This window comes from Rhodanobacter sp. B04 (assembly GCF_002001125.1).
Classification (GTDB): Bacteria; Pseudomonadota; Gammaproteobacteria; order Xanthomonadales; family Rhodanobacteraceae; genus Rhodanobacter.
This window is the reverse complement of record NZ_MUNV01000007.1, coordinates 133115-158930: the sequence shown is the minus strand read 5'-3', so window position 1 is coordinate 158930 and position 25816 is coordinate 133115. Positions and strand designations below refer to the sequence as shown.

The 25816-nt window shown below is 64.9% G+C and carries 30 protein-coding genes and 1 tRNA gene; 7 read left to right on the top strand and 24 right to left on the bottom strand.

The window, feature by feature from the left end:
- Positions 1–218 precede the first annotated feature (218 nt).
- The 15 genes from B0E46_RS05460 to B0E46_RS05390 all read right to left on the bottom strand — a co-directional run bounded on the left by B0E46_RS05460 (position 219) and on the right by B0E46_RS05390 (position 11459).
- Positions 219–725 (bottom strand): Arm DNA-binding domain-containing protein, encoded by a 507-nt coding sequence (locus tag B0E46_RS05460; protein WP_254425054.1) that lies wholly within the window; start codon positions 723–725, stop codon positions 219–221.
- A gap of 189 nt (positions 726–914) precedes the next feature.
- Positions 915–1000: transfer RNA gene (locus tag B0E46_RS05455), tRNA-Leu, on the bottom strand.
- Between the two features lie 25 nt (positions 1001–1025).
- Positions 1026–1607 (bottom strand): cysteine dioxygenase family protein, encoded by a 582-nt coding sequence (locus B0E46_RS05450; RefSeq protein WP_077554766.1) that lies wholly within the window; start codon positions 1605–1607, stop codon positions 1026–1028.
- Positions 1608–1655: 48 nt separating this feature from the next.
- Entirely contained in the window at positions 1656–2783 is a 1128-nt protein-coding gene (locus tag B0E46_RS05445; protein WP_077554765.1) for a homoserine O-acetyltransferase, read from the bottom strand.
- Entirely contained in the window at positions 2783–3835 is a 1053-nt protein-coding gene (locus B0E46_RS05440) for a hypothetical protein (protein ID WP_077554764.1), read from the bottom strand. The genes B0E46_RS05445 and B0E46_RS05440 overlap by 1 nt, the downstream gene beginning before the upstream one ends.
- A complete protein-coding gene (locus B0E46_RS05435; RefSeq protein WP_077554984.1) occupies positions 3832–4305 on the bottom strand; it encodes a cytochrome c-type biogenesis protein in 474 nt (157 codons plus the stop codon). The genes B0E46_RS05440 and B0E46_RS05435 overlap by 4 nt, the downstream gene beginning before the upstream one ends.
- Positions 4305–4850, bottom strand: coding sequence for a DsbE family thiol:disulfide interchange protein (locus B0E46_RS05430; protein WP_077554763.1), 546 nt, complete (start codon positions 4848–4850; stop codon positions 4305–4307). The genes B0E46_RS05435 and B0E46_RS05430 overlap by 1 nt, the downstream gene beginning before the upstream one ends.
- Positions 4847–6823 (bottom strand): heme lyase CcmF/NrfE family subunit, encoded by a 1977-nt coding sequence (locus B0E46_RS05425; protein WP_077554762.1) that lies wholly within the window; start codon positions 6821–6823, stop codon positions 4847–4849. Before B0E46_RS05425 ends, B0E46_RS05430 begins: the two co-directional genes overlap by 4 nt.
- A complete protein-coding gene (gene ccmE, locus B0E46_RS05420) occupies positions 6820–7287 on the bottom strand; it encodes a cytochrome c maturation protein CcmE (RefSeq protein ID WP_174567061.1) in 468 nt (155 codons plus the stop codon). The genes B0E46_RS05425 and ccmE overlap by 4 nt, the downstream gene beginning before the upstream one ends.
- A 24-nt stretch (positions 7288–7311) precedes the next feature.
- Positions 7312–7506, bottom strand: coding sequence for a heme exporter protein CcmD (gene ccmD / locus B0E46_RS05415; protein ID WP_174567062.1), 195 nt, complete (start codon positions 7504–7506; stop codon positions 7312–7314).
- Between the two features lie 5 nt (positions 7507–7511).
- Positions 7512–8270, bottom strand: coding sequence for a heme ABC transporter permease (locus tag B0E46_RS05410; RefSeq protein ID WP_077554759.1), 759 nt, complete (start codon positions 8268–8270; stop codon positions 7512–7514).
- Between the two features lie 6 nt (positions 8271–8276).
- The gene (gene ccmB / locus B0E46_RS05405) at positions 8277–8963 is read right to left on the bottom strand and encodes a heme exporter protein CcmB (RefSeq protein ID WP_077554758.1); all 687 of its coding nucleotides are present in this window, start codon (positions 8961–8963) and stop codon (positions 8277–8279) included.
- Entirely contained in the window at positions 8960–9595 is a 636-nt protein-coding gene (gene ccmA / locus B0E46_RS05400; protein ID WP_077554757.1) for a cytochrome c biogenesis heme-transporting ATPase CcmA, read from the bottom strand. The genes ccmB and ccmA overlap by 4 nt, the downstream gene beginning before the upstream one ends.
- A 60-nt stretch (positions 9596–9655) precedes the next feature.
- Positions 9656–10063: a DUF3293 domain-containing protein gene (locus B0E46_RS05395; protein WP_077554756.1), complete on the bottom strand. Its 408-nt coding sequence runs from the start codon at positions 10061–10063 to the stop codon at positions 9656–9658.
- Positions 10056–11459 carry an NAD(P)/FAD-dependent oxidoreductase gene (locus B0E46_RS05390; protein ID WP_077554755.1) on the bottom strand — a complete coding sequence of 468 codons (1404 nt, stop codon included), beginning with the start codon at positions 11457–11459 and terminating at the stop codon, positions 10056–10058. Before B0E46_RS05390 ends, B0E46_RS05395 begins: the two co-directional genes overlap by 8 nt.
- Before the next feature lie 551 nt (positions 11460–12010).
- Between B0E46_RS05390 and B0E46_RS17250 the strand changes: the two genes are divergently transcribed.
- On the top strand, positions 12011–12385 hold the full coding sequence (locus B0E46_RS17250; RefSeq protein WP_139350436.1) for an STY0301 family protein: 375 nt from the start codon (positions 12011–12013) through the stop codon (positions 12383–12385).
- A gap of 118 nt (positions 12386–12503) precedes the next feature.
- Here B0E46_RS17250 and phbB read toward each other — a convergent pair whose 3' ends face one another.
- From phbB to B0E46_RS05355, 7 genes are all read right to left on the bottom strand, one after another.
- Positions 12504–13265 (bottom strand): acetoacetyl-CoA reductase, encoded by a 762-nt coding sequence (gene phbB, locus B0E46_RS05385; protein WP_077554754.1) that lies wholly within the window; start codon positions 13263–13265, stop codon positions 12504–12506.
- 121 nt (positions 13266–13386) lie between these two features.
- Positions 13387–13884 (bottom strand): polyhydroxyalkanoate synthesis repressor PhaR, encoded by a 498-nt coding sequence (gene phaR / locus B0E46_RS05380; RefSeq protein ID WP_077554753.1) that lies wholly within the window; start codon positions 13882–13884, stop codon positions 13387–13389.
- Between the two features lie 91 nt (positions 13885–13975).
- Positions 13976–15544, bottom strand: coding sequence for a DHA2 family efflux MFS transporter permease subunit (locus B0E46_RS05375; RefSeq protein WP_077554752.1), 1569 nt, complete (start codon positions 15542–15544; stop codon positions 13976–13978).
- Positions 15545–15560: 16 nt separating this feature from the next.
- Positions 15561–16796 carry an efflux RND transporter periplasmic adaptor subunit gene (locus tag B0E46_RS05370; protein ID WP_077554751.1) on the bottom strand — a complete coding sequence of 412 codons (1236 nt, stop codon included), beginning with the start codon at positions 16794–16796 and terminating at the stop codon, positions 15561–15563.
- Positions 16783–18279 (bottom strand): efflux transporter outer membrane subunit, encoded by a 1497-nt coding sequence (locus B0E46_RS05365; RefSeq protein WP_077554983.1) that lies wholly within the window; start codon positions 18277–18279, stop codon positions 16783–16785. The genes B0E46_RS05370 and B0E46_RS05365 overlap by 14 nt, the downstream gene beginning before the upstream one ends.
- 25 nt (positions 18280–18304) lie before the next feature.
- Positions 18305–18829 (bottom strand): MarR family transcriptional regulator, encoded by a 525-nt coding sequence (locus B0E46_RS05360; protein ID WP_077554750.1) that lies wholly within the window; start codon positions 18827–18829, stop codon positions 18305–18307.
- 67 nt (positions 18830–18896) lie between these two features.
- A complete protein-coding gene (locus tag B0E46_RS05355; RefSeq protein WP_077554749.1) occupies positions 18897–19697 on the bottom strand; it encodes a TatD family hydrolase in 801 nt (266 codons plus the stop codon).
- 172 nt (positions 19698–19869) lie between these two features.
- On the opposite strand from B0E46_RS05355, the gene B0E46_RS05350 reads away from it, so the two are divergent.
- Both B0E46_RS05350 and B0E46_RS05345 read left to right on the top strand, forming a co-directional pair.
- The gene (locus B0E46_RS05350; RefSeq protein WP_077554748.1) at positions 19870–20496 is read left to right on the top strand and encodes a glycine zipper 2TM domain-containing protein; all 627 of its coding nucleotides are present in this window, start codon (positions 19870–19872) and stop codon (positions 20494–20496) included.
- 26 nt (positions 20497–20522) lie between these two features.
- Positions 20523–21011, top strand: coding sequence for a glycine zipper 2TM domain-containing protein (locus tag B0E46_RS05345; RefSeq protein ID WP_077554747.1), 489 nt, complete (start codon positions 20523–20525; stop codon positions 21009–21011).
- Between the two features lie 104 nt (positions 21012–21115).
- Here B0E46_RS05345 and B0E46_RS05340 read toward each other — a convergent pair whose 3' ends face one another.
- Together B0E46_RS05340 and B0E46_RS05335 are read right to left on the bottom strand one after the other, a co-directional pair.
- Complete coding sequence (locus B0E46_RS05340; protein ID WP_254425053.1) at positions 21116–21550, bottom strand: cell wall hydrolase; 435 nt, start codon at positions 21548–21550, stop codon at positions 21116–21118.
- Positions 21551–22028: 478 nt separating this feature from the next.
- Entirely contained in the window at positions 22029–22832 is an 804-nt protein-coding gene (locus tag B0E46_RS05335; protein ID WP_077554745.1) for a folate-binding protein YgfZ, read from the bottom strand.
- A gap of 107 nt (positions 22833–22939) precedes the next feature.
- On the opposite strand from B0E46_RS05335, the gene B0E46_RS05330 reads away from it, so the two are divergent.
- From B0E46_RS05330 to sdhA, 4 genes are all read left to right on the top strand, one after another.
- Positions 22940–23107 carry a DUF1674 domain-containing protein gene (locus B0E46_RS05330; RefSeq protein ID WP_077554744.1) on the top strand — a complete coding sequence of 56 codons (168 nt, stop codon included), beginning with the start codon at positions 22940–22942 and terminating at the stop codon, positions 23105–23107.
- 91 nt (positions 23108–23198) lie between these two features.
- Positions 23199–23594, top strand: a complete 396-nt coding sequence (sdhC, locus tag B0E46_RS05325) for a succinate dehydrogenase, cytochrome b556 subunit (RefSeq protein WP_077554743.1) — start codon at positions 23199–23201, stop codon at positions 23592–23594.
- 17 nt (positions 23595–23611) lie between these two features.
- Entirely contained in the window at positions 23612–23995 is a 384-nt protein-coding gene (sdhD, locus tag B0E46_RS05320; protein ID WP_139350449.1) for a succinate dehydrogenase, hydrophobic membrane anchor protein, read from the top strand.
- Between the two features lie 19 nt (positions 23996–24014).
- Positions 24015–25802, top strand: coding sequence for a succinate dehydrogenase flavoprotein subunit (gene sdhA / locus B0E46_RS05315; RefSeq protein ID WP_077554741.1), 1788 nt, complete (start codon positions 24015–24017; stop codon positions 25800–25802).
- The last annotated feature ends 14 nt before the right edge of the window (positions 25803–25816 follow it).

Genomic DNA, 25816 nt, shown 5'->3' with positions numbered 1-25816 from the left:
GGGGCACGGGGGGAAGTGCGCGACTTCCCTCTGTTAGATACCCTCACGGAAATTCGTGGTGTGAACTTTTCAGGGGCTGGCGTGGTGGCCGCTGGGGACACGCTCGGGAGCCTTGCGCCGTCCTTCGGTGATCTCTGCCTTCTCGGGCTTATCGGTGATGAACTCGACAGTGCCGGGACGCAAGGCGTTCGCTGCGGTGGGGGCGTGTCCTCCGCCTTTTACGGCGCGTAGGTTGTCCCCACGCAAGTTGCAGCGGTCAGCCGCCACAAGTCCTTGCCCATCGTGGCCTCGGCAGTCTTGCCGCGTGACTCGCGCCATGCCATCCAATCGCGAGCGACCTTCTCGAATGTCTCGGAGGCGACGGTTTCGGCTGCCGCTGCGGCCAGTCGCTCGGCCTTAGCTGCCTGCTTCATCTCGCCGGGGTCGCAACCGTTCGCCAGTAGCTTCCGGGCATCCTCTCGGCGCTGCCGTGCGTCTGCAAGGGAGATGACGGGGTACACCCCGAACGCCAGCAGCTTCTCCCTGCCGTCCGTGCGGTACTTCATCCGCCAGTACCTAGCCCCGTTCGGCTGCACCAACAGGAACAGACCGCCACCGTCGAACAGCTTCTGGGGCTTGTCCGTGGGCTTGGTCTTGCGGATCAGGGTATCGGTGAGCATCGCGCCGCCTCGCTGGGGGGTATCAGCAGATTCTTGCATGTGAATATGCAAGAACTTGCGGTGCATTCTGGGGGTATCTGCTGCTGCCTTGCAAGCCCCGTTGCTGGGGTATACCCCCAGATGCACCCCCAGATACCCCGTGCTTGGACGGGTTTCCGTGGGACGGGCTGGACGCCTTCAGGCATGAAAAAGCCCGCTGTGATGCGGGCTTGGGGTATTCCACGGGTCTCGCTGGTCTTGCTTGAAACCCTCACTTGGTACCGGTGATAGGACTCGAACCTACACGACATCGCTGCCAGCGGATTTTGAGTCCGCCGCGTCTACCATTCCGCCACACCGGCATGTGAGCTGCGCATTATGCCGGGTTCAATGCACGCGGTCGAGCCCCAGCTGGCGTATGTCGCGTCCATACCAGCGATCCTCCGGCAGCGGCTGGAACACCGCGCAGCGGGTCATCGGGCCGGAGTAGATGTGCAGGCTGACGGTGACGCTGTTGTCGCTGGGGTTGCGGATGCTGTGGTATTCGTGCGGCGGGATCAGGCTGCCGGCGGAGCCGGCGCCGGCCTGGATCGAGCCGACCGGCTGGAAGCAATAACGTTTCGCATCGTGCTCGACCAGCTCGTACTGCACGATCTCCAGCGCGCCGTTCCACACGCCCTCGACGCACCACATGCCGTCGTGATCGTGGATCGGCGTGCCCTGGCCCGGGCCCCAGGTCATCGCCACCACGCAGTAGCCGTGCTCGTCGCTGCGGTAGAGCTCGCGGCGGGCGTAGTGATCCGGATTGGCTTCGAACACGCAGTCGGGCAGCTTCACTTCGTTGTCGCGGATCAGCTTGCATAGGCTGTTGCGCAGGCTGTCGGTGAGCTCGTGGGTGGTCGGCTTGGCCACGGCGGTGTCGATCGCGTCGATCAGGGTACGGCTGCCGGGGAAATCCAGGGTGAGCATTATGGTCTCGGGCGGTGCGTGATGCTGGCTATCTTAGCAGCGGCGCGGTTAAGCGGCCGGCAGTCGGTTCAGGAAGCCGCCGATCGCACGGCTGTAGTTCTCGATGTCGACCAGGAACGCGTCGTGGCCCTGCGGCGAATCCAGCGCCACGAATTCCACCTCGGCGCCGGCGGCCTGCAGGCCTTCGGCGATCTGTTGCTGTTGCTGCAGCGGAAACAGGATGTCGGTGCTGACGCCGATCACCATCGCCTGCTCGATGCGGATGCGCTTGAGTCCCTCCAGCACGCTGCCGTGGCCGTATTCGGCGATGTCGAACCAGTCGCTGGCGCGCGAGAGGTACAGATAACTGTTGGGATCGAAGTTGCGCACGAAACGCTGCGCATGGCCTTCGAGATACGACTCGACCTGGAACTCGCGGCCGAACGGCTCGTCCTCACGCTGCTCCGGATCGAGCCGGATACGCGCGAAGCGGCCGTTCCATTCCATCGCCGAGCGATAGGTGATCACGCCGAGCTTGCGCGCGATGCTCATGCCCATGTCGGGGTAGGCTCCGCCGTGTTCGGCATGGATGTCGTAACGACCTTCGTTCCACTGCGGGTCGAGCCGGATCGCCTCGCGCTGAAGCGAGCGGATCGCGATCGCGAACGGTTGTGCCTGCGGTGCGGTATCCACGCTGATATGCGCACGCACGCTGCCCGGGTGCAGCAGCATGTAGGCCAGCGCGCTCATGCCGCCCATCGAGCAGCCGATCAGGCAGGCCAGTTGGGTGATGCCGAGGCTGCTGACGGCGGCCTGCGCGGCGTTGGCGACGTCTTCCAGCGCCAGCTCGGGAAAGGTCAGCCGATAGGCTTCGCCGGTCGCCGGGTCGATCGAGGCGGGGCAGGTCGAGCCCTTGTCGCTGCCCAGCGAGTTCACGCAGATCACGAACCAGCGCGTGGTGTCGATCGCCTTGCCCGGACCGGCCATGTCCTCCCACCAGCCGGGCGTGGGATCGGCGGCACAGGAGGCCATGTGCGCGCTGGGCGACAGGCCGGTCAGCACCAGCACGGCGTTGTCGCGCGCTTCGTTCAACTCGCCCCAGGTTTCGTAGGCGACGTGCGCACCGTGCAGCGCACCGCCGCGCTTCATCGCGAACGGCGAGGGCAGGCTGAAGTAACGGCGTGCATCGTGGCTCATCAATGCACCTTGTCGATATGGATCGTGATCGGCGTCTTGCTAGCCACCGGCACGATGCCGGCATCGCCTTCGAGATCGCCCGGCTGGGCGATCGGCTGGCCGCTATGGCTGATCCGCGCGCCGACGAACACGCGAGAGACCGACGACAGTTTCATCGCCGGCGTCATCGCCATGGCATCGGTAAGAGTAACGCTGGCTGGCAGCTGGCTGGCATCGAGTTTGGCCACAGCCAGAGGCATGGGAGGTCCGTTCTCGGCGCGGGCGTAGATGAACAATGTGTCGCCTGCAGCGACCTTGTCCTTGAGCGCCGCTGCCAGTGAGACCTTTACCTGCAATGCTGCGCCTTGTGGTGTGGCAGCCAGTGCCGAGGTCGAGGCATCGGCCGGGGCGCCGCCAGCGCGGGCATCGGCCACGGCGATCTGCTCGGCTACCGCCTGGGCGACCTTCGAGCCGGGCTCCAGCTGCGGCTGCAGCACGCGCCAGGTGGCAGCGGCTTCCCGATACTGACCATGCTGGAAATCGCTGATGCCGAGCAGCCACAGGCCGCGCTGGCTGTCCGGCTGCAATTGCACGGCGCGCTTGAGCAGTTCCAGCGCACGACCCTCGATCATGTGGTCATCGCGTGTCATCGAATCGGTTTCGGCCCAGCCCACCATCGCCTCGGCGTTGTTGGGGGCGAGCTTCAGCACGTGGTCGTAGGCGTCGCGCGCCGCGGCCGGATCGCGCTGCATGGTGCTGGTCTGCGCCAGCAGCATCCAGCCCTGCACATCGTCGGGCTGCTGGGCCAGGTGGGCGTGCAGCTCATCGATCGCCTGCGGCAGGGTGAGCGGCCGTTCGGCCTCGGCGGAGACGCCATTCAGCGCAGCCGGCGTACCCACCAGCAGGTACAGCGCACCCGCGCTCAGCGGCAGCACGAAGGCGATCGCGAGCGTCAGCGCGAACACGCCGCGCGAGCGTCCCGACTTGCGGCCTTGGCGTACCAGCGGCAGCAGCAAGGCAGCCAGCGCCACAGCGATCATCACTGCAGCGGCGATGAAAAACGCGATCTTCACCAGTCGTCCCCGTTGTCGGCCGGTTCGTTGTCGAGCGGCATGCGGTCAGATGTTGTGTCGGTGGCACTGCCGTCACGGCCACGCTTGCGGATCGCGACCAGCACCACGCCAGCGCCGGCACACAGGATCAGCAGCGGACCGAACCACAGCAGCCAGGTGCCGGGTTTCAGTGGCGGGTCGTACAGCACGTAATCGGAATAGCGGGCGACCAGGTATCGCTTGATCTCGTCGTCGCTCTTGCCTTGCTGCATCAGCTGGAAGATCTGGTTGCGCAGGTCGCGTGCGATCGGTGCGTTGGAATCGGCCAGCGTCTCGTTCTGGCACATCGGGCAGCGCAGCTGCTGGGTCAGGTGCTGGAAGCGCAGTTCCTGCGCGTGGTCGGCGAACGGCATCGGCTCGATCGCCTGCGCGTGGGTCACGCCGGCAAATGCCAGCAAGGCCACCAGCAGTACATGAAGAAGCGCACGCATCATGGCTGCGCCTCGCGCGACAGTGCCGCGATCGCCGGCTTCAGTTCGCTGGCGACCACATCGGGCGTCAGCGGACCGATGTGCTTGTAGCGGATCACGCCATGCGCATCGATCAGGAAACTTTCCGGTGCGCCGTACACGCCGAAGTCGATCGCGGTGTTGCCCGGTTCATCGGCAATCAACACGTTGTAGGGATTGCCGTGTTCAGCCAGCCAGCGCTTGGCATCGACCGGCGCGTCCTTGTAGTTGTAGCCGACCAGCTGTACACCCAGCGTCGGGCCCTCGGCTTCCAGTACCGGATGCTCCGCGCCGCATTCCACGCACCAACTGGCGAACACGTTGAGCAGGTAGGGTTTGCCAAGCAAGTCCGCCTTGCTCACCGTCTGCGTGGGTTCGTACAGTTTGGGCAGCACGAACGCGGGTGCGGGTTTGTTCAATAGTGGTGTCGGAATCGCATTCGGATCGTGCCGCGAGTTCCACCAGATGCCGAAACCGAACAGAACCACCAGCAACATGAAGCCGACGAACGGCAGCAACCGGTTCATGCATGCGTCTCCTGCACCTGCAGACTTTCGGCCGCTACGGCATCGGTGGCTGCACGCCTGAGGCGGAAGCGCTTGTCGGCAGCACAGACAAAACCGCCCAGCATCATCAACAGGCCGCCGCCCCAGATCCAGCGGATGAACGGCTTGTAGTACAGCCGCAGCGACCACGCGTCCTCGACCTTGTTCGCGTCCATCGGCTCACCCAGCGCGACATACAGATCGCGGAAGATGCCGGCATCCACCGCCGATTCGGTCTGCACCTGGCCGCGCAGGTAGGTGCGCTTCTGCGGATGCATCACGGTGAGCTGGCGACCATCGCGGGTCACCGTGATCACGCCCTGGTCGGCACGCCAGTTCGGTCCGCTGGCGCGATGCACGCCGTCGAAGCGGAAGTCGTAGCCGCCGACGTGTTCGGTCTGTCCCGGCGCCATCCGCACGTCGCTGGTCACGCTGAGCGACTCGGACAGCAGCACGCCGGCCACGAACACGCCCACGCCCAGATGCGCCAGCAGCATGCCGGCCATCTCGGCCGGATAACGCCGGCCGCGCGGCATCTCGCGCCAGCGTTTGTACGCATACAGCAGCACGCCGGCGACGATCCATACCGCGGCGGCCACGCCGGCGATCGCCTTGAGCTGACCGTCGACGAAGAACGCCGCCACGATCGCGCACGCCGCGGCGGCGATGCCGGCGCGCAGCAAGATCTGTTTCAGCATGGGTGCTTCGCCCTTGCCCCAGCGCAGGAACGGCCCGAACGGCAGCAGCAGCACCACCGGCAGCATCAGCAATGGAAACAGGAAGCCGAAGTAGGGCGGCCCGACCGAGATCCGGCCCAGGTTCAGCGCATCGCCGATCAGCGGGAACAGCGTACCCAGCAGGACCATCGCCGCGGCCACCGCGAACATCAGGTTGCCGATCAGCAGGGCGCTTTCGCGCGAGACCGGCTTGAACGGTTTGCCGCTGGCTACCTTCGGCGCGCGCAGTGCGTACAGCAACAGCGAGCCACCGACCACGAGGGTCAGGAAAATCAGGATGAAGATGCCGCGGCGCGGATCGGAGGCGAATGCATGCACCGAGGTGAGCACGCCCGAGCGCACCAGGAAGGTGCCGAGCAGGGAGAGCGAGAACGCGAAGATCGACAGCAGGATCGTCCAGGCGCGCAGGCCGCCGCGCTTCTCGGTGATCGCCTGCGCGTGGATCAGCGCGGCGCCGACCAGCCACGGCATGAAGCTGGCGTTTTCCACCGGATCCCAGAACCACCAGCCGCCCCAGCCCAGTTCCGCATACGCCCACCAGCTGCCGGCGACGATGCCGAGAGTCAGGAAAGCCCAGGCGATATTCGTCCACGGTCGCGCCCAGCGCACCCAGGCCTGCTCCAGCCCACCGCCGAGCAGGGCGGCGATCGAGAACGCGAACGCCACCGAGAAGCCGACGTAGCCGGTGTAAAGCACCGGCGGGTGGAACGTCATGCCCGGATCCTGCAGCACCGGGTTCAGGTCGGCGCCGTCGCCCGGCATCGGCAGCAGCCGTCCGAACGGATTCGAGGTGAAGATGATGAAGGCGAGGAAACCCACCGCGATCAGTCCCATCACGGCCAGTACGCGCGCGGCGAACACTTCCGGCAGCTTCTGGCTGAACGCGGCCAGCGCCACCGTCCACACGTTGAGGATGAAGATCCACAGCAGCAGCGAACCCTCATGCGCGCCCCATACCGCGGCGATGCGGTAGTACCACGGCAGCGCCAGGTTCGAATTGTCGGCCACGTACTGCACCGAGAAATCGAAATGCACGAACGCCCACACCAGGATGCCGAACGCGAGCGCCACGAACACGGCCTGGCCAGCGGCGGCAGGACGCGCCACGGCCATCAGCGCACGGTTGCCGTGCCATGCGCCGAGCAATGGCAGGATGCCCTGCGCCAGTGCCAGCAACAGGGCAAGGATCAGCGCGAGCTGGCCGAGTTCCGGCGTCATGGCATGTCGCCCTGCGCGGATTCGTCGCCGACTTTCTTGTCCGCGTGTGCCTTGGCCATCGCGTCCTTCAGCTCTTTCGGCATGTAGGTCTCGTCATGCTTGGCCAGTACTTCGGTGGCGACGAAGCGCGCGCCGTCCATGTGGCCGGTGGCGATCACCGACTGGTTGTCGCGGAACAGGTCGGGCAGGATGCCGGTGTATTCCACCGGCATCGCGCCGCCGGCATCGACCACGGTGAAGGTGACCTTGAGCGAGTCGCTGCTGCGCTGGATCGAGCCGGCCTTGACCATCCCGCCGAGGCGGAAGGTCTTGTAATCGGCGGCCTGTCCCGATTGCACCTGGCTCGGCGTGAGCAGGTAGTTCATGTTGTTCTGCAGCGCATACACGCCCAGGCCGACCGCCAGCGCAGCGGCGGCGACGATCAGGACGACGATGGTGAGCCGGCGTTTACGGGTGGGGTTCATGGGCATGCTCGTGGGCCGTTCCGGTCAGGGCGACGGCGGGGCAGGAGTAGGGCGATTCTGGCGCATGCTTTGACGCGCCAGCCTGGTGCGAAGTTCGCGCAGCACGCGGCGGCGGCGCACGCCGGGCGCGATGGTATCGGCGATCAGCACGGTGAAGAACAGGGCGTAGGCCGGCCACACGTACATGGCGTAACCCCCCATCGCAAAGAAGGTCTGCAGGGAGTTCATGACCTCGCCTCGTCTGCGGCGATCTTGCGCACCCAGTCCTTGCCGCCTTCCAGCGCCAGCAGGTCGGTGCGCACGCGGTTGAACAGGCTGGCGACGTAATAGAACTTGGTCGCCAGCATCATCGTCAGCAGCGGCCACAGCATGTCCCAGGACATCTTCGACTTGCCGAAGATGTTGACCGTGCTGCCCTGGTGCAAGGTGTTCCACCAGTTCACCGAGAAATGCACGATCGGCACGTTGATGATGCCGATGATCGCCAGGAAAGCAGCGGCGCGCGCGCCCTGGCGGCGATCCTCGAACGCGTGATAGAGCCCGATCACGCCCAGATAGAGGAACAACAGCACCAGCTCGGAGGTGAGCCGCGCATCCCACGTCCACCAGGTGCCCCACATCGGCTTGCCCCACAGCGAGCCGGTGACCAGGGTGATGAAGGTGAACGCCGCACCGATCGGTGCCGATTCCATCGCCACCACCTCGGCCAGCTTGATCCGCCACACCAGCGCGATGAACGCGGCCGCGCCCATCGCCGCATAGATGAACATGCTCATCTCGGCGCTGGGTACGTGGATGAAGATGATCCGGTAGGCGTCGCCCTGCTGGTAGTCGGCTGGCGCCAGCACCAGGCCGCCATACAACCCAACCGCACCGAGCAGCAGCGCCAGCGCCATCGCCCACGGCCGCAAACTGCCGGCGAAGCGATAGAAGGTCGGCGGTGAGCCGAGCTTGTGCAACCAGAGGGGGATCCAGCTAGACATAAACAGTCAGGCATCCAGGGCAATACGAAGGGCCGCCGCGCAGGCCAGCGGCGCCAGCACCACGGCCAGCACCAAGGCGGCTGCGAGCCAGGCGATCGGCGCGAGCCACGGCAGCCCCTGTTGGGCGGCTGCCACGGCGCCAGCGGCAAAGATCACGGCAGGCATGCACAGAGGCAGCAGCATCAAGGCCAACAGCATACCAGAGCGCCGGGTCCCGGCCGTGAGCGCCACTAGCACGGCGCCCAGCAGACTGAGCAGCGGCGTGGCCAGCAGCAGGGCCAGCAACAGCACCGGAATCACCGCGCCGGGCAGGTGCAGCATCGCGGCCAACAAGGGTGCGATCACGATCAGCGGCAATGCGGTGGTGAGCCAGTGGGCGAGGATCTTCATGCCCAGCATCAGCGCCAGCGGCTGCGGTGCCAGCACCAGTTGCTCCAGCGAGCCGTCCTCGATATCGCTGGAGAACATCGCATCCAGCGCCAGCAGCATCGCCAGCAGCACGGTGACCAGCACCACGCCGCCGGCGATCCGCTGCAGCAAGGTGTCCTCCGGCCCCAGCGCAAACGGGAACAGCATCGTCACGATCAGCGCATACAGCACCGGCATCGCGATATCGCCGCGCCGGCGCCAGGCCAGGGTGAGGTCGCGCCGCAGCATCGCGGTGCAGGCGGTGGCGAGGCCTGGACGCTTCATGCATGCATCCGGATATGCCGCGGTTCGCCGCCATGGAAACCCACCGCGCCATGGCTGGTGACCAGCGCGGCACCGCCGGCGGCGGTATGCGTTTCCAGCAGTTGATTGACCAGGGCGATGCCGATGCGGTCGAGGTTGGCATAGGGCTCGTCGAGCAGCCACAGGGTGGCCGGCAACAGCAGCAAGCGCGCGAGTGCGGCGCGCTTCTTCTGGCCTGCGGACAGTCGGCGCACCGGCTCGTCCTCGTAGCCGCGCAGGCCGACCTCCTCCAGCGCCGTCGCCACGCTTACACCGTCGCGGCAACCGAACAGGCCGGCGGCGATCTGCAGGTTCTCGCGTGGACTGAGGTCGGCCTTGAGGCCGAGCTGATGGCCGAGGAACAGGATCTCGCCAGCGCAGGTGTCGCGCTGCATCGGTTCGCCGCGCCAGCGCAGCTCGCCCTCGCCGACATGCAGCAGGCCGGCGAGGATGCGCAGCAAGGTGGTCTTGCCGCTGCCGTTGTCACCCTCGACCAGCGCCAGTTCGCCCGCATGCAGGTGGAAATCCAGCGGCGCGAACACCGGTTCGTCCTGGCGAAGAAAGCTCAAGGCCCGCGCTTCGAGCAGGGGCACGGCGGTGTTTGCGGCAGTCATTGCCTCGATTGTCCGCAATGCCGTGGGTGCTTGTCCATGCGGCGCACTGCCGCTGAAGACTCAGTCCAGGACGCGCAGAAGAGCCGCGCCGGCGGCCTCGCCATGCACGTAAGCCAGTTGTTTGTGCACCCTGGCCAGCTGGTCGAGCGTGACGACGTCCGGACCGATGGCGAACAGGCTGGGTTCGCTCCAGCCGCTGCTGCCCACGCCGATGGCGGGCAGCACGACGGTGCCAGGCTGCGCCTGCAGAGCCGCCAGCAGCTCGCGCTGGGCGGCCAGGTTCTCTGCCGGCGGGCGTCGTCGCGCCTGTGGATTCCAGGCGGTGATGAACGCCCACGAGTGCATGCCGACCACGCCGGCAAGCGCGACCGGCAACGGCAGGTCGATCCGCAGGGTTGCCCAGTTCACCGTGTCGATGCAGACGTGGTAGGTCGTGGAGCGGAACGCTTCCAGCAGGGCCTCATCCATGGCGCAGCGCCGGTAGCGGGGCCAGCGTAGTCAGGAACAGCTGGGCAGCGGCGTCGATGTCGATGGTCGCCACGTTCGGGTTCTCGCGCAGCAGCTGCTCCAGCAAACGGTCCTGCGCACGACCACGTTCCAGCGCATACGCATAGGGAAGATGGGTGAAGGTCACCATGCGGTAGCGCGCCATGTAGTGGGCGGGAATGCGGGTGGCCAGCAGCGCGCCGAGTTCGCGCTTGGCCAGGTAGTGAGGATCGGCCACCGAGTCGCGCATCTCGATGTAGTTTTCCAGCGCCATCGCGGCGATCGCGTTCGCGTTCGGCTGGCGCACGCGCTGGAATTCGGCGAAGACCTCGGCGCCGTCGTCCGGTGCGGCAGCCAGCAGGTTCGCCAGCACCACGGTGTCCTCGAATCCGCAGTTCATGCCCTGGCCGTGGAACGGCACGATCGCGTGGGCGGCGTCGCCGATCAGCAGGGCGCGACCGTCCAGATGCCAGCGGTCCAGGTACAGCGTGGACAGGGTGCCGACCGGATGGCTGTCGTAGTCCTCGTGGAAATTCGGGATCAGCGACAGCAGGCCCGGAAACTGTTCGCTGAAAAAGGTGGCGGCAGCGGTTGCATCGGGCAGCGTGGCGAAGCTTGGCGCCGCCCCTTGCGCAGGCAGGAACAGGGTGACGGTGAAGCTGCCCTCGGTATTCGGCAGCGCGATGCACATGTAGCCGCCACGCGGCCAGATATGCAACGCATGCGGTTCCAGCGCGAACTGGTCGCGGCCACCGCTGAGCTGCAGCACGGCCGCAGGCAGTTCGCCTGCGGGAGGAATTTCCAGCTCCTTGTAGCCGTGGCCGAGCGACTCGATGCGCTCACCCAGCGGCATGTGGACGTTCATCGCGGCGCGTACCGCCGAGCCGGCGCCGTCGGCACCGATCAGCATGCCGACCTGCAGTTCGTGTTGCACGCCCGCGTCATCGGCCAGCCGGATGCGCCGGGCATCGAAATCGGCACCGACCAGCGACTGCCCGAAATGGAACCGCACCCCAGCCGCCTCGGCAGCATCCAGCAGCAGCATGTTCAGGGCGCCGCGAGACACCGACCAGATCACCTCGCTGTCGTCGACCCCATAGCGTTGCAGTCCGCTGTCGCCGTCGCGGGTATGCACCATGCGACCGCGCATCATCACCGCACGCTCCAGCACGTCGTCAGCCAGACCAGCTGTGCGCAGGGCCTGCAAGCCGCGTTCGGCCAGTGCCAGGTTGATCGATCGGCCGCCCATGAAACCAGCCACGCGCGGGTCTGCGCGCTTCTCGTAAACCTCGACCGCAAAGCCGCGTTGCGCCAGTTGTTGCGCCAACAATGCGCCGACCAGGCCGCCGCCGATGAGGGTGATGGGTTGCTGCGCCATGCTGCGATCCGTCGAGTGAGTCTGCCCACTGTTCCGCAAGCGGCGAGAGACTGCAATCCCATGCGGCGTTTCTCGACTCCTGAGAACGATGCTGTCCGATGGACTTGCCGCTTGCTCTTGGCGGCGACGATCGTGACAAGCGCTGACGGTCTCGCACATGGAAGAAGCGCGACCTGCCTGGTTGTCTTTGCGGATATTGGATGTCGCCTTTTGGGCGGTCCAGATGAATCAGGTCAAATGTGCCCTGTTCCGCATCGCGGCCTTTGCTTACCTGTAGCGGCACATTGCGCTTTGGCAACGGTTTGCCTGTGTGGATATCACAACTTCATTTATCCAAAGGAATGGATATGCCTCATGTCTTGCAAAGGCCGGAGTCTTATGGCGGCAGGGTTTTTGCCAATAGCCAAGGGAATACGGAGTGCGTGAGGTATCCATGTTCTGGATCAGTGGGGGGCACAAGGCAAGGTGCTTCCACGCACGATTCCGTGGCAGCCGCATCGACCTGGCTGGAGCAATGATGGAAACGCCTTCCCGGTGATCGAATGGTGAGCATGGCCTCTCTTCGCGCGATCACGCTGCTATGCCTGTCCATTGTCTGGGCAAGCCAGCTTTTCGCTGAAAACGTATCATGTCCTGAATCGATTTCAGTCGCGGAGGCGCTGCATCAGCCACCGCCTGAAGGATGGGCCATGCAATCGTATGCGCCGGTTCGCTATCTTGCAGGAGTGACGTTCTTCGATGGTGATCCCAAGGAAAACCAGAGCATCGCTCCTGCGCGCGACATCGCAACGAAAGGCAGGGAGCGCATTGCCCAATGGCGCCTTGGATCAGGCGCGGAACCTGTCTGGCTGGCGTGCAGATATCTGGATACAGGCATCTCTCTCGTGCGGCGACTGCCCGCCTCCTATATAAGGAATGTCAGCTGACTTACGGTCCTGGTGGGGTCGTCAAGGCACTCAGCTGCAAGTAATTCGAGACATGCTTGGTGTACAGCAAACATCAAATGCCAGCGCATGACGACCGCTGCCATTTCCGCACCGAGGCTCAGAAGCTCATGAAGTAGCCGCCGTTGACCGGCAGGTTGGCGCCGGTGATGTAGCCGGCGGCATCATCGGCGAGAAAGTTCACCGCGCGGGCGATGTCGGCTGGTGCGCCGAGGCGGCCGACCGGGATGTCGGCGATGATCTGCGCGCGGATCTCGGCGGAGACGGCGGCGACCATCGGGGTATCGCAATAGCCCGGCGAGACCGTGTTCACGGTGACGCCCTTGCGTGCGGTCTCACGTGCCAGCGCCATGCTGAAGCCGTGCACGCCGGCCTTGGCGGCGGAGTAGTTGGTCTGGCCGAACTGGCCGGTCTGGCCATTCACCGAACTGATGTTGACGATGCGGCCGAAACCGCGCGTGGTCATGCCGTCGACCACGTTGCGGCACATGTTGAACACGCCGTCGAGATTCACCCGCATCAGCTCGTGCCATTGCTGCGGCGACATCTTGCGCAGGCTGGCGTCGCGGGTGATGCCGGCGGCGTTGACCAGCACGTCGACGCCGCCGTGTTGCTGTTCGATGCGCGTGGTCAGTTGCTGGCAGCTGTCGAAGTCGCTGACGTCAGCGGCCTCGAAGCTGATTGCGCCATCGAAACCGGCCAGTTCCTGGCGGAATGCCGCGATGCGCTCATCGCGTGCAGCCAGGTCCACCGCAATCACCTTGCGGCCCGCCTGCAGCAGTTGGCGACAGATGGCGGTGCCGAGTCCTCCGATGCCGCCGGTGACCACCGCCACACGCTTTGGGAGAGCGACTTCGCTCATGTGTCTTGCGTCCCCTTAGGTTTCGATCATGCGGCAAGGCAGCACATGCTGTACTGCAGCGCTCGACCTGTAATGCAACAAGCGAGCGGCGCGCGAGTACGCGCCGTCGCGCGGGCTGGACTCAGCCGGGCTTCTTGCTGCCGCGACCGCCGGCGCCCGGCGTCGGCATGACCTTGGCGGCAGTATCGATCAGCCCCCGCTGCATCGCCTGGAAGGCCGCCATGTTGCGCTCGGTCAGGTCATTCAGCGTGTTCCACGGGGTCTGCCCCATCAGGCTGTTGAGCTGGCTGCGGAACTGGGTCTGCTGATCCAGGAACACCTGCAGGCTGCGCTCCAGATAGGGGCCCATGAAGCCTTGCAGCGAATCGCCGTAGAAGCGGATGATCTGACTGAGCAGCTGCGGCGACAGCATGGGCTGCCCCTTGTCCTCGTGCTCGGAGATGATCTGCAGCAGGACAGAGCGGGTCAGGTCCTCGCCGGTCTTGGCATCGCGGACCTCGAAATCCTCGTTGTCCAGCACCAGCTGGCGGACTTCCTCCAGCGTGATGTAGCTGGAGATTTCCGTGTCGTAGAGACGCCGGTTCGGATACTTCTTGATGGTGCGTTTAGTTTGTGCCATGCGGCGAACGCTAGCAGAAGATATTGCGCCGCACCAGCCGTGGCCGGGTATCCATGCTGCAGCTGGAAGCTGCAGCAATTTCAGTTTGTACCTAATGACCCACCGCGCCACCGGCGCTGCCGAACGGCGGCTTGGCCAGCCACAGCAGCGGGATCATGCAGATGAAGATCACCGAGCACAGCCAGAACACGTCGTTGACCGCCAGCGTGGCCGCCTCCCGGCTGAGCAACTGATCGACCACCGCCAGGCCACGCTGGCCGGCCAGCCCCGCCGCCTGCAAATGCTGCAGGAACCCGCTCGCCGCGGGAGCGGCTGCGGTGATGTTTTCGGTCAGTGAAGCGTGGTGGAACTCGGTGCGGTGCTGCCACAGCGTCACCGTCGCGGCGGTGGAAACGCTGGAGCCGAGCGTGCGGAAGAAATTGGCCAGGCCCGAGGCACTGGCGATCTGATCCGCCGGCAGGCCGGAAAGATAGATCTGGTTCAACGGAATGAAAAACAGCGGGATGCCCAGGCCCATCACCAGCCGTGGCCACACCATGCTGCCGTACGAGGCGCTGCTGTCGAAGGTGGACAGCCAGAACGAGGTGCCGGCGAGTATCACGAAGGCCATCGTGATCATCGCGCGCAGGTCGAACTTGCCCAGCATGCTGCCGACCACCGGCGACAGCAGGAAGGCCAGCACGCCGACCCAGGCGCTGGTGAGTCCCGACCAGCTGGCGGTGAAGCCCAGCGTGGTCTGCAGCCACAGCGGCGAGACCACGTTGATCGCGAAGAACGCCAGCATGCCGAATGACATGGCGCTGACGCCGATGGTGAAGTTGCGCTGCTTGAAAAGTGTGAGGTCGATCACCGGATGTTTTGCATTGAGCTCCCAGGCGACCAGGAAGCTCAGGCAGACCACGGCAATCAGCCCCAGCGTGAGGATCAGCGGCGAGGCGAACCAGTCGTGGTCGTTGCCATTGTCCAGCATGAACTGCATGCAGCCGATGCCGGCCACCAGCAGCAGCAGACCGACGGCGTCGATCGGCGCCTTCACCGTCTTCGATTCACGCTTGCGCAGCAGGAACCAGGTGGTCATGGCCGCGCCGATACCGACCGGCAGGTTGATGTAGAAGATCCACGGCCAGGTGAAGTTGTCGGTGATCCAGCCGCCGAGGATCGGCCCCAGCACCGGTGCGATCACCACGGTCATCGCCCACAGCGCCAGCGCGATGCCCTGCTTGCTCTTGGGATAGTTGGCCAGCAACAGCGACAGCGCCAGCGCCACCATCGGGCCGGAGCCGGCGCCCTGCAGCAGGCGGGCCACCACCAGCATCGGCATGCTGGTGGCCAGGCCGCACAGCATCGAGAACACCACGAACAACATCACCGAGAACACGAAGGTGCGCACTTCGCCGAAGCGCTTGGCGATCCAGCCGGTCAGCGGCTGCATGATCGCGCTGGCCATCGAGTACGAGCTGATCGCCCAGGTGCCTTCGCTGGGGCTCACCGCCAGGCTGCCGGCGATATGCGGCACGGCCACGTTGACGATGGTCATGTCCAGCACCTCCATGAAGGTGCTGAACGCGACGGCGATGGTCATCAGGGCCAGCATGCCGCCCTGCAACGGCTTCAGGGGAGCGGCATCGGCAGGTGCGGCATCGGAGGAAATGGCAGCCATGGGGTTGGACTCGGCCTCAGTTCGAGTGGTTGCCGCCGGTGTTGCCGGAGGCTCCCAGGTTGGCGCGAATCACCCGATCGGCTTCGGCGTCGGCCTGGCTGGCCATCTGCTCGTACACCGTGGTTTTGGCCACCACGGATGGATGCTCGGCCTGCGGTGCCAGCACGGCGCCGCGGTCGTCGGTGATGTCGACGGTGACATTGCTGGACAGGCCGATGCGCAGCGGATGCTTGTCCAGTTCCTGGTTGTCCAGCGCAATGCGCACGGGGACGCGCTGCACCACCTTGATCCAGTTGCCGGTGGCGTTCTGCGCGGGCAGCAGCGAGAACACGCTGCCGGTGCCGGCACCCAGGCCGATCACCTTGCCGTGGTATTCGACGCTGTCGCCATAGAGGTCGGTCTCGATCCTGGCCGGCTGGCCGATGCGAACGTGGCGCAGCTGGTTTTCCTTGAAGTTGGCGTCGATCCACAGGTCGTGCAGCGGCAGCACGGTCATCAGCTGCTGGCCAGGCTGCACGCTGTTGCCCAGCTGCACACTGCGTTGTGCCACATAGCCGGATACCGGCGCGTAGATCGTGTTGCGCTGCGCCGCGACCCAGGCTGCGCGGAAATTCGCGCGTGCCTGCAGCACCGCCGGATTGTTGGCGATGTCGGTACCTTCGATCGAGGCGTGTTCGGCCGATGCCTGCGCCTGGGCCGAGGTCAGCGCGGCACGTGCCTGATCGACGGCATCGCGCAGGTGCTGGATGGTTTCCGGCGCTTCGGCCTGCTGGGCGATCAGCGGCAGGCGCCGCTTGAGATCGGCCTCGGCCTTCTTCAGGTCGATCTGCCGTGCGGCGACTGCGGCATCGCTGCCGCTGGCGGAGTCGGTCTGCTGGCGTACCTGCCGCACCGCCTGTGCCAGCGCGCTGCGTGCCTGGCTCAGCCGCACGCTGGCGTCGGTGTCGTCCAGCTTGACCAGGACCTGGCCGGCGTCGACGTGCTGGGTATCGTCGGCAAGGATCGCCACCACGGTGCCCGGCACCTGGGCCGAGATCGCCACCTGGTTGCCATTCACGTACGCGTTGTCGGTGGTGACGCGCGTGGAAAACACCAGCTTCCACAGCAGGAACCAGATCATGCCGATCAGCGCAAACACCAGCAGCATGATCAACAAGGTCTTGCGGCGCTTGGCCGGGTTCTTCGCCGCCAGGCCGCTGTCGTTGTCGTCAGCGGTCTTGTTGGCGGTCTTGTCGGACTCAGTGGCGCTCATCGGCGTCGTCTCCGGACGGATTTGAAGGGGAGGGGGAAGTCGGGTTGGCGCTGCCGATCCCGCCGGTGTTCTGGTAGCCGCCGCCGAGGGCCTTGATCAGGGCCAGGTCCGTGGAAACGGCCTGGGCCTTCAGGCTGGCGGCATCGTCTTGCTGCTGCAGCAGCTGCGCTGCCGCAGCGAGGCCTTCGCGTGCATCACGCACGCCTTGATGGGCACGCGCCTGTGCGGTGGCGAGCAGGCGTTCGTTGGCGATGATCTGCGCGGACTGTTCCCTGCGCCGTGCGGCGATCTGTTGCGCGGTGAGTGCCTGGGTCGCCACGTCGCGTGCGGCACTGACCACGGTGCTGTTGTATTCCGCCACGGCAGCGGCGAGCTGGGCCTTGCTGACGCCGTAGTTGGCCCTCAGCTGACCGCCTTCGAAGATCGGCAGGTGCAGCGCGGGGGTCAGTGCAAAGGTGCGGCTGCCGGCTTCGAGCAGTTTGCCCATGTCGAGGCTGGACAGGCCCGCCATCGCACTGATGCCGATGTCCGGGAAGAACTGCGCGCGCGCCACATCCGTCTGTTTCAGCGCCGCTTCGACCTGCCAGCGGCTGGCGGCGATATCGGGGCGGCGCGCAATCAGGTCGAGCCGCGCGCTGGCGGGAAGGCGGCTGTCCACTTCGGGCAGCGGCCGGGCTTGCAAGGCGGGCAGATCGGCCGGCGCAATGCCGAGCAGGGAAGCCAGCGCCACCCTGCGGATCGCGGCCGAGCCCTGCAGGGCGACATGCATCTCGCGCGCAGCTGCGAGTTGTGCCTTGGCCTGCTGCGCGGTATCGGCGAGGTCCACGCCCTGCGCCACGCGCAACTCGGCGATGCGCACCAGTTTTTCCTGCGCAGCGACCAGCCGGATGGAGAGCGCCAGGCGTGCCTGGTCGCCCTGCCAGCCGAAATAGGTATCGGCCACGGCGTTCTGGATCGTCAACGCGGCGGCGCTGCGCTGCGCCTCGGCGGCATGCGCCTGATCGAGTGCGGCCTCGATGCTCGAGCGCTTCTTGCCCCACCAGTCGAAGGTGTATTTCGCCTGCAGGCCGAGATCGGTCTGGTTGTACCAGGGGTCGATCGGGATGTTCGGCGGCAGCAGGCTGAGGATGCCGTTCTTGCTCATGCGCTGACGTTCGAACTGCGCATTGCCATTCACGTTGAGCCCCGCCTGGGCGGCAGCGAGTCGCACCGATTGCTCGGCATTGACCACGCGGCTGTGCGCCTGCTCCAGGTCCGGCGACTGCTTCATCGCGATCGCGATCAGCTGGTCCAGCTGCGGGTCGCCATAGGCGCGCCACCAATCGGCATCCGGCCAGCCGGCGCGGGCAGGCGCCTGCAAGCCGGCGAGCGGCACATCGTCACGCAGGTTCGGGCGATTCAGCCGTGCCGGTATCGCGCAGGCGCCGAGCAGCAAGGCCAATGCCGTCGCAATGGCGGTGCGATGAAGCGGAAGATGTTTCATCGGGACCTTCTTCATTTCGTGGCCTTCATGGCTGGGTATCCGGATCCAGCTGGTCGAGATTGTGCGCGAGCTTGCCCAGCAGGCGGCCCAGGTTGCGTTTGTCGGCCTCGCTGAAGCCGGCAAACATCGCGCTGACACGGGGGAACATCGGCGGCAGCATCTTCTGCACGAAGCGCTTTCCGGCGGCGGTGATGCGGATCACTACCCGACGGCGATCCTCGGCGCTGGCGCCGCGGGTGATCAGCCCGCGCTTCACCAGTGCATTGGTGATGCGTGTCATGTTGGTGGCGCCCTGGGTGGCGAACTCGCACAGTTCACCCGGCGTGGAGCTGCCATCCGGACGGCTGTACAGGATCATCAGGGTGAGGAAGTCGCTGTGGTTGAGCTTGTGCGGCTTCAGCTTGAACTCGAGCTCTTCCTCGAGGCTGCTGCCTACCATCAGCATCAACCGGCACAGCCGCGCCTCGACGGCAGGCATCTGCGGGATGATCTGGCTCACCCGTTCGATGCCCTCGTTCATCATCGCGATGCAGTTTGTCAGCTGAGCCATTTCACCAAGTCATATTTCACTGATGAAGTAAAATGTAGCAAGGGCCGCTCGTCGTGCGCAAGTGGCGTCAGGGAACATGACGGCTGTGCTGGTCGCTGCGCCGTTCCAGGTCGAACAGGCGACGGGTGTTGGCGGTGGTCGCCGCGGCAATCACGGCTTCGGATTCGTCTCGCAGCATCGCGATGCTGCGCAGTACTTCCGTGATGCGGGCCGGTTCGTTGCGCTGGCCGCGATGGGCGGCGTCCGGCTGGTCCGGCGCATCGCTTTCCAGCAGCAGGAACTCGAGCGGCATCCGCGCGACGATACGGCGCAGGCGCTGGGCGCGCTCGTAGGTCACCGGGCCACCAATCCCGATGCAAAAGCCCATGTCCCACAAATGCCGCGCCTGTTGCTCGCTGCCTGAGAAGCTGTGCACGACGCCGCGCAGGTCGCCGGTCCGGCGCAACGTGAGAATCACCTCTTCCAGCGCGCCGCGCGCATGCACGATAGCCGGCAGTTTCCGTTCGCGCGCGAGCTGCAGCTGGCTCGCAAAGTAGTGTCGCTGACGGTCATGGTCGAGGCCGGCCACATGAAAATCCAGGCCGATTTCGCCGACAGCCACCGCGCTGCCGTCTTCAAGCCATGCAGGCAGCGCGTCGACGTGCTCAGGCACATGCCGGGGCAGAAACATCGGGTGCAGGCCAAACGCCGCAAACAGGCCGGGATGCTGCGCACACATGGTCTTGATGCGTGGCCAGCTGGCCGCATCAACGGCCGGAACGATCATCGCCTCGACCCCGGCATCGCGTGCGCGCCCGATCACGGCTTCGCGATCGTCAGCGAATGCGTCGTCGTCGAGGTGGACGTGACTGTCGACGAGCTTGGGCATGATGCCGTTCCGTGCGGTGGGCGAGAGTTCTGCGACTTCGACGTGAAGATAATGTAACGGGAGCGAGCTAGCTCTGATTCAGTTGCATAGCGGTTCAATGGGCGCAGGTAATTGCGGTGACGCATGCTTCGCCGGGATTGCCGCCATCATAAAAACAGAGGATAGGATTGTTATGAACAGGTTGATGGTCAACGCCCTCAATGCCGGTGTTGCAGCAGCGCTCGCGATGAGCCTGGCGGCGTGCAACCGCAATGCGGATGCCGGCACTTCCAGTGGTGCGGCAGTGACGGCGAGTGATGCGGCTGCATCGTCTGGTGCACCGGGTGCCACGGACAGCGGTGCGCCTGACAACGGCATCAAGTACGCCAGGGTGGTCAGTGTCGACCCGGTGCGTGAGTCGTCGAACAATCCCCAGCAGGTCTGTCGCGATCAGACAGTGACTCACACTGCGCCGCCGAAAGATCAGCACAGGATCGCCGGCACGGCGATCGGTGCCGTGGCCGGCGGCCTGCTTGGACATATGGTGGGCGGCGGCAAGGGCAATACGCTGGCCACGGTGGCCGGAGCGGTGGGTGGCGGCTATGCCGGCAATCGCATCGAGGCAAGCCACCAGCAGCCCCAGGTGACCTCATCGGTGGAGCGTCGGTGCAGCACGGTGAACAATCCTGGCAGCCAGATCGTCGCTTACGACGTGCGCTACGTGTACAACGGCGTGACCCGTACGGTACGTATGGATCACGATCCGGGTGATCGAGTACAGGTGCAGGAAGGCGTGACCGCGGTATCCGACGCTCGCTGAGTCGACCCAACAAAAGGAACGGGATCATGAGTGCAATGAAACGCAAGTTAACCCTGGTGGCGGCGATGGTTGGCAGCCTGATGCTCGCGGGCTGCGTTACCCAGCCCTATGGCAGCAATGGTGGCTATGGTTATCAGGGGCAGCCGAACGGTTACGGCGGCCGCAACGGTCGCTGCCAGACCTGTGGCGTCGTGCAGGACGTGCGGCAGGTCTATATCAACAACGGCAGCAACAACACTGCGTTGGGCACGATCATCGGTGCCGTGGCTGGCGGTGTCCTTGGCAGCACGGTGGGCAAGGGTGATGGCCGTACGGCCGCCACCGTGGTTGGTGCGGTGGCCGGTGGTGTCGTCGGCAATCAGGTGGGGCAGCGCAGCGACGGCAATGGCACGGGATGGCGGATTGTGGTCCAGTTGGACAATGGCCAGTACGCCACGGTGACGCAGCGTGACAATCCAGGAGTGCGCAACGGCGATTACGTCGAGGTGCGCGATGGCCTGGTCTATGCGCGATGACATGATGTGATTGAATGGACGTCCATATGTATGGACGTCCAAATAAAAAAGGCCATCGCATGATGGCCTTTTTTATTTGGTTTGGCGGCTGGCTTCTTTGTTGGTTAGTTCACTGCGTAAAATGCATGTTCGCCGATCGTGACGCTGGGACGATTGCGCGACCATGCCGGAGTGATCGCAGTCGTTGCGAAGTGATCGGCATGCGGTACGAACATGCGACGCTGTGCGAGCGGTAGCTGCCAGTTCTGCAGTGAGCGCCCGGCAATTTCCCAGGCTTTGCTGAACGAATCCAGATTGTCGACTTCGAAGGAGCCGGGTGTGGTGGTGGTCGCGAACTGATGCGGAGCGGTCACCACCTTGCATACGGTGTTGCCCCATTGGCCACGGTCGCGACGACGCAGGGCGACTTCGGCGACGGCCAACTGGCCGATGGTGGGTTCGCTTCGCGCCTCCAGGTACACCGTGGTGGCCAGGCAAGCATGGTCGGCGACGGGCTGGGGCATCAGTGAAGTCAGCCACAACAGCATGGAAAGTTTCATGTATCTGCCTCCAACGTGCTGTACGCGCAAAGCGGGTTGCAAGCTTTGTGCGCCATTGCGGTGGACGGGCTGGCAGGCGCCGTTCCACCTGGATTGATCGCCGCAGCCGAAACTTGTGGCTGGGCGCTTTGCCACGGGATTGTGGCGGTATGAGCGGCGGAGTCTGTGCCGATCCTGGGTTGGGTGCTGCGTGGCGATATGCGGGCGGTATGGGCCCTGTTGCCTGCAACTTCATCCGCACTCGTGGACGCGAGGCGGTCTTCCATCCGGCGATGCTGCTGCCGGGTCGCGCCGATTCGGATACATCCGGTTCGTCGCGTACATCGACACCCCTTGTTCCGGATGTCGCGATATTCGGTCGGCGGAGCCTAGTTGCGGATCAGTCCGCTGGCAAGTGCCGGGGTGGTGCAGTTTAACTGATGCTCATCTTGCGTTGGCAAGTGCCATGACGAATCTTGTTGCTGTTGACAAGCACGACTCATGCCGACCATGTGTTGATGAAGTGAATGTCCGGATGGTCATCCAATCCATTCAGACGTCCATGACTGGCTTTCGCTGCAACGTCATCATTCAGCACGATCAAGGCCTCGATGCCGGCACGTGTGTCGACGACATCGAGTGCGCGGCCGACTTCATGCGCATCCGAACGCAGCGAATCACCGGCGCCTGTTGCTTGCGACAAAATGACATGGTGCAGGTGTCGCTTGTTGCCGCCGCGATAATGCAGTCGTGCAACAATTTCCTGACCCGGGTAGCAGCCTTTGTCGACGGCGACGGCCTGCAGTCGATGCAGCGAGAGCGCAGGTGGCAACAGTTCGCCAAGTGTTTGCTCTGGCAGCCAGGGCCAGCCTTCGCGCAGTTGCAACAGGTGCCATGCATCGTCGCCGAGATCCGCCGTCGTGCTCCGCATGCTGTACGTGCCGCAGCCGAACAGCCATGTGTCCACGTCGCCGGCGATGGCGTGCATCAGTCGAGCGGGAGCGGTGGCCAGCGCGCGCGACGGCAAGGCCGTCAAGCTGAGTTTCGAACGAAACACGAAGCGTTGCAGCGCATCGACCATCGCTGCCGCGCTGCCGCCGCGCAGAAGCAGGAGCAGCCGGTCGTCGGCAAGCCTGGCCAGATGGAACAGCGCGCGCACGCGACCTTGTGGATCGAGCCATGCGCTGAATTGCCATTGGCCGGTGGCAAGGGATGTGACCTTGCTGCTGAATTGGGCTTGTGCAAACGCGACGGCGTCCGTGCCTTCGATCAGCAGGGTTTCTGCGGGATAAGGTGTCGGCATAGGGCAATCTAGGTTGGGGCAGGTGGCCCGAGTACAAGTAGTACGACCGTGGTCGAGGTTGTGCTGCTTTGCCGCAGGTATTAACCTTTTGCGGCTAACAAAAAACCATGTCCAAGACCTCCTCCCCCATCAAGTCCACGCCTGCTTCCGTTCCGACGGAGCCAGCGGCCGTTTCCGAACGGCCGAATCAGGACAAGGTTCCGGAGGAGCGACCGGCTCCCGATCCCACCCGTTACGGCGACTGGGAAAAGAACGGACGCTGTATCGATTTCTGAAGCCACCGTTGCGACGATCGTCGTCGCAACGGAGTGGGTCTCGGGAAACGGTACGGCACGGACATCAGCGATTCCACACAGGATAGCCGCCATGGCAGACATGCAACGACCGCTCTCACCGCATCTTCAGATCTACAAGTGGCAAGTGCAGATGATGACGTCCATCCTGCATCGCGCCACCGGTGTCGCCCTGGCCGTCGGCACCTTGCTGGTGCTGTGGGGGTTGCTCTCGCTGGCCGGCGGGGAGGCCAGCTTCAATCAGTTCAAGGTCTGCACTGGCAGTCCGCTTGGCCTGGTGCTGTTGCTCGGCTGGAGCTGGGCGCTGTTCTATCACCTGTGCAACGGCATCCGTCACCTGATCCAGGATGCCGGTGCCGGTTATGCGATTCCCCAGTTCGTGCGCTCCAGCTGGCTGTCGGTGGCTGGCAGCATCGTGCTCACCGTGCTGGTGTGGGCTTATGCATTGATGGCCGGAGGTGCGGCATGAGCGCGAAGGACACCGTCATGAAAGACCGGCGCAATCCGCTGAAGACGGCCCTCGGCCTGGGTTCGTCGCAGTCAGGCGTAGGCCACTGGTGGACCCAGCGGGTGACCGCCGCGGCGCTGGTGCTGCTCGGCCTGTGGTTCGTCGCCACCGTGTTGTGCCTGCTGCATGCCGACTACGCCACGGCGCATGCGGCGGTGGCGAAGCCGTGGAACGCGCTGCTGCTGATCGCGTTCGTGCTCACCATGTTCTGGCATGCCGTGCTCGGCCTGCAGGTGGTGATCGAGGATTACGTGCATACCCGCTGGAAGGAAGTCGTCCTGCTGGTGGCGATCAAGTTCCTCGCGGTGCTGGGCGCGCTGGCATGCGTGCTGGCCGTGCTGCGCATTGCGCTGACCCCTTAAGACGCGAGGCCGAGATTTCATGGAAAGCTACAAGATCCAGCAACATCTGTATGACGTGATCGTGGTTGGCGCCGGTGGCGCGGGCCTGCGCGCCACCTTCGGCCTGGCCGAGAAGGGCCTCAAGGCGGCGTGCATCACCAAGGTGTTTCCGACCCGCTCGCACACCGTGGCGGCGCAAGGCGGCATCTCGGCCGCGCTCGGCAACATGGGTGAGGACGACTGGCGCTTCCACTTCTACGACACCGTCAAGGGTTCCGACTGGCTCGGCGACCAGGACGCGATCGAGTACATGTGCCGCGAGGCGATTCCCTCGATCATCGAGCTGGAGCACTACGGCGTGCCGTTCTCGCGCACCGACGAAGGCAAGATCTACCAGCGCCCGTTCGGCGGCATGACCACGCATTACGGCAAGGGCACCGCGCAGCGCACCTGCGCCGCGGCCGACCGTACCGGCCATGCGATCCTGCACACGCTGTACCAGCAGGCGCTGGCGCACGACGCCACCTTCTTCATCGAATACTTCGCGATCGACCTGATCTTCGACGAGGCGGGCGTCTGCCGCGGCGTGCTTGCGCTCGACATGAACGAGGGCACCCTGCATTTCTTCCGCGGCCACGCGGTGGTGATGGCGACCGGCGGCTACGGCCGTGCCTACTTCAGCGCCACCTCGGCGCATACCTGCACCGGCGACGGTGGCGGCATGGTCTTGCGTGCCGGTCTCGCGTTGCAGGACATGGAGTTCGTGCAGTTCCATCCGACCGGCATCTACGGCGCGGGCTGCCTGATCACCGAGGGCGTGCGTGGCGAAGGCGGTTACCTGACCAACTCCGAGGGCGAGCGCTTCATGGAGCGCTACGCACCGAATGCGAAGGACCTGGCTTCCCGCGACGTGGTCAGCCGCGCGATGACGATGGAGATCCGCGAAGGCCGCGGCGTCGGCGAGCACAAGGACCACATCTACATCAACCTGATGCATCTCGGTCCCGAGGTGATCCACGAGCGCCTGCCGGGCATCGCCGAGTCGGCGCGCATCTTTGCCGGCGTCGACGTGACCAAGGAGCCGATCCCGGTCATCCCGACGGTGCACTACAACATGGGCGGCATCCCGACCAACTACCACGGCGAAGTGGTGCAGAAGAAGGGCGACGACGTCGACGCGATCGTGCCCGGCCTGTTCGCGATCGGCGAGGCGGCCTGCGTGTCGGTGCATGGCGCCAATCGCCTTGGCTCCAACTCGCTGCTCGACCTGGTGGTGTTCGGTCGTGCGGTGGCGCATCGCTGCGCCGAACTGATCAAGCCGGAGACGGCGCACAAGGACCTGCCGACCAACGTGCTGGACAAGGCGCTGGCCCGGTTCGACGCGTTGCGCAACGCGAACGGCAGCAAGCCGACCGCGCAGATCCGGCTGGAGATGCAACGCATCATGCAGAGCGATGCGGCGGTGTTCCGTACCGGCAGCACGCTGAAGGAAGGTTCGGAGAAGATTTCCGCGGTGCGCGAATCGTTCAAGGATGTCCGCGTCAGCGATCGCTCGCTGGTGTGGAACTCCGACCTGATCGAGACGCTGGAGCTGGCCAACCTGCTGGACCAGGCCGTCGCCACCATGCACTCGGCCCAGCAGCGCACGGAGAGCCGTGGCGGTCATGCGCGCGAGGACTTCCCCGATCGCAACGACGCCGAGTGGATGAAGCACACGCTGGTGAAGGTGGACGAGGCCGGCAAGAGCAGCTTCGACTTCCGTCCGGTACACATGTACACCTTGACCGATGAGGTCGAGGTGGTGCCGCCGAAGAAGCGCGTTTACTAAGTTTTCGACTGGAG

Excerpts from the sequence above, each read along its gene's own strand:
- B0E46_RS05410 (WP_077554759.1), bottom strand. The coding sequence starts at position 8,270 with ATGTCTAGCTGGATCCCCCTCTGGTTGCACAAGCTCGGCTCACCGCCG.
- B0E46_RS05330 (WP_077554744.1), top strand. The coding sequence starts at position 22,940 with ATGTCCAAGACCTCCTCCCCCATCAAGTCCACGCCTGCTTCCGTTCCG.
- B0E46_RS05425 (WP_077554762.1), bottom strand. The coding sequence starts at position 6,823 with ATGACGCCGGAACTCGGCCAGCTCGCGCTGATCCTTGCCCTGTTGCTG.
- B0E46_RS05450 (WP_077554766.1), bottom strand. The coding sequence starts at position 1,607 with ATGCTCACCCTGGATTTCCCCGGCAGCCGTACCCTGATCGACGCGATC.
- B0E46_RS17250 (WP_139350436.1), top strand. The coding sequence starts at position 12,011 with ATGGCCTCTCTTCGCGCGATCACGCTGCTATGCCTGTCCATTGTCTGG.
- B0E46_RS05360 (WP_077554750.1), bottom strand. The coding sequence starts at position 18,829 with ATGGCTCAGCTGACAAACTGCATCGCGATGATGAACGAGGGCATCGAA.
- B0E46_RS05390 (WP_077554755.1), bottom strand. The coding sequence starts at position 11,459 with ATGGCGCAGCAACCCATCACCCTCATCGGCGGCGGCCTGGTCGGCGCA.
- B0E46_RS05370 (WP_077554751.1), bottom strand. The coding sequence starts at position 16,796 with ATGAGCGCCACTGAGTCCGACAAGACCGCCAACAAGACCGCTGACGAC.
- B0E46_RS05460 (WP_254425054.1), bottom strand. The coding sequence starts at position 725 with ATGCACCGCAAGTTCTTGCATATTCACATGCAAGAATCTGCTGATACC.
- ccmB (WP_077554758.1), bottom strand. The coding sequence starts at position 8,963 with ATGAAGCGTCCAGGCCTCGCCACCGCCTGCACCGCGATGCTGCGGCGC.
- B0E46_RS05350 (WP_077554748.1), top strand. The coding sequence starts at position 19,870 with ATGAACAGGTTGATGGTCAACGCCCTCAATGCCGGTGTTGCAGCAGCG.
- ccmE (WP_174567061.1), bottom strand. The coding sequence starts at position 7,287 with ATGAACCCCACCCGTAAACGCCGGCTCACCATCGTCGTCCTGATCGTC.
- phbB (WP_077554754.1), bottom strand. The coding sequence starts at position 13,265 with ATGAGCGAAGTCGCTCTCCCAAAGCGTGTGGCGGTGGTCACCGGCGGC.
- B0E46_RS05445 (WP_077554765.1), bottom strand. The coding sequence starts at position 2,783 with ATGAGCCACGATGCACGCCGTTACTTCAGCCTGCCCTCGCCGTTCGCG.
- B0E46_RS05355 (WP_077554749.1), bottom strand. The coding sequence starts at position 19,697 with ATGCCCAAGCTCGTCGACAGTCACGTCCACCTCGACGACGACGCATTC.
- B0E46_RS05435 (WP_077554984.1), bottom strand. The coding sequence starts at position 4,305 with ATGCGTGCGCTTCTTCATGTACTGCTGGTGGCCTTGCTGGCATTTGCC.
- phaR (WP_077554753.1), bottom strand. The coding sequence starts at position 13,884 with ATGGCACAAACTAAACGCACCATCAAGAAGTATCCGAACCGGCGTCTC.
- sdhC (WP_077554743.1), top strand. The coding sequence starts at position 23,199 with ATGGCAGACATGCAACGACCGCTCTCACCGCATCTTCAGATCTACAAG.
- B0E46_RS05395 (WP_077554756.1), bottom strand. The coding sequence starts at position 10,063 with ATGGATGAGGCCCTGCTGGAAGCGTTCCGCTCCACGACCTACCACGTC.
- B0E46_RS05345 (WP_077554747.1), top strand. The coding sequence starts at position 20,523 with ATGAGTGCAATGAAACGCAAGTTAACCCTGGTGGCGGCGATGGTTGGC.
- B0E46_RS05365 (WP_077554983.1), bottom strand. The coding sequence starts at position 18,279 with ATGAAACATCTTCCGCTTCATCGCACCGCCATTGCGACGGCATTGGCC.
- B0E46_RS05335 (WP_077554745.1), bottom strand. The coding sequence starts at position 22,832 with ATGCCGACACCTTATCCCGCAGAAACCCTGCTGATCGAAGGCACGGAC.
- sdhD (WP_139350449.1), top strand. The coding sequence starts at position 23,612 with ATGAAAGACCGGCGCAATCCGCTGAAGACGGCCCTCGGCCTGGGTTCG.
- B0E46_RS05430 (WP_077554763.1), bottom strand. The coding sequence starts at position 4,850 with ATGAACCGGTTGCTGCCGTTCGTCGGCTTCATGTTGCTGGTGGTTCTG.
- sdhA (WP_077554741.1), top strand. The coding sequence starts at position 24,015 with ATGGAAAGCTACAAGATCCAGCAACATCTGTATGACGTGATCGTGGTT.
- B0E46_RS05375 (WP_077554752.1), bottom strand. The coding sequence starts at position 15,544 with ATGGCTGCCATTTCCTCCGATGCCGCACCTGCCGATGCCGCTCCCCTG.
- ccmA (WP_077554757.1), bottom strand. The coding sequence starts at position 9,595 with ATGACTGCCGCAAACACCGCCGTGCCCCTGCTCGAAGCGCGGGCCTTG.
- B0E46_RS05340 (WP_254425053.1), bottom strand. The coding sequence starts at position 21,550 with ATGAAACTTTCCATGCTGTTGTGGCTGACTTCACTGATGCCCCAGCCC.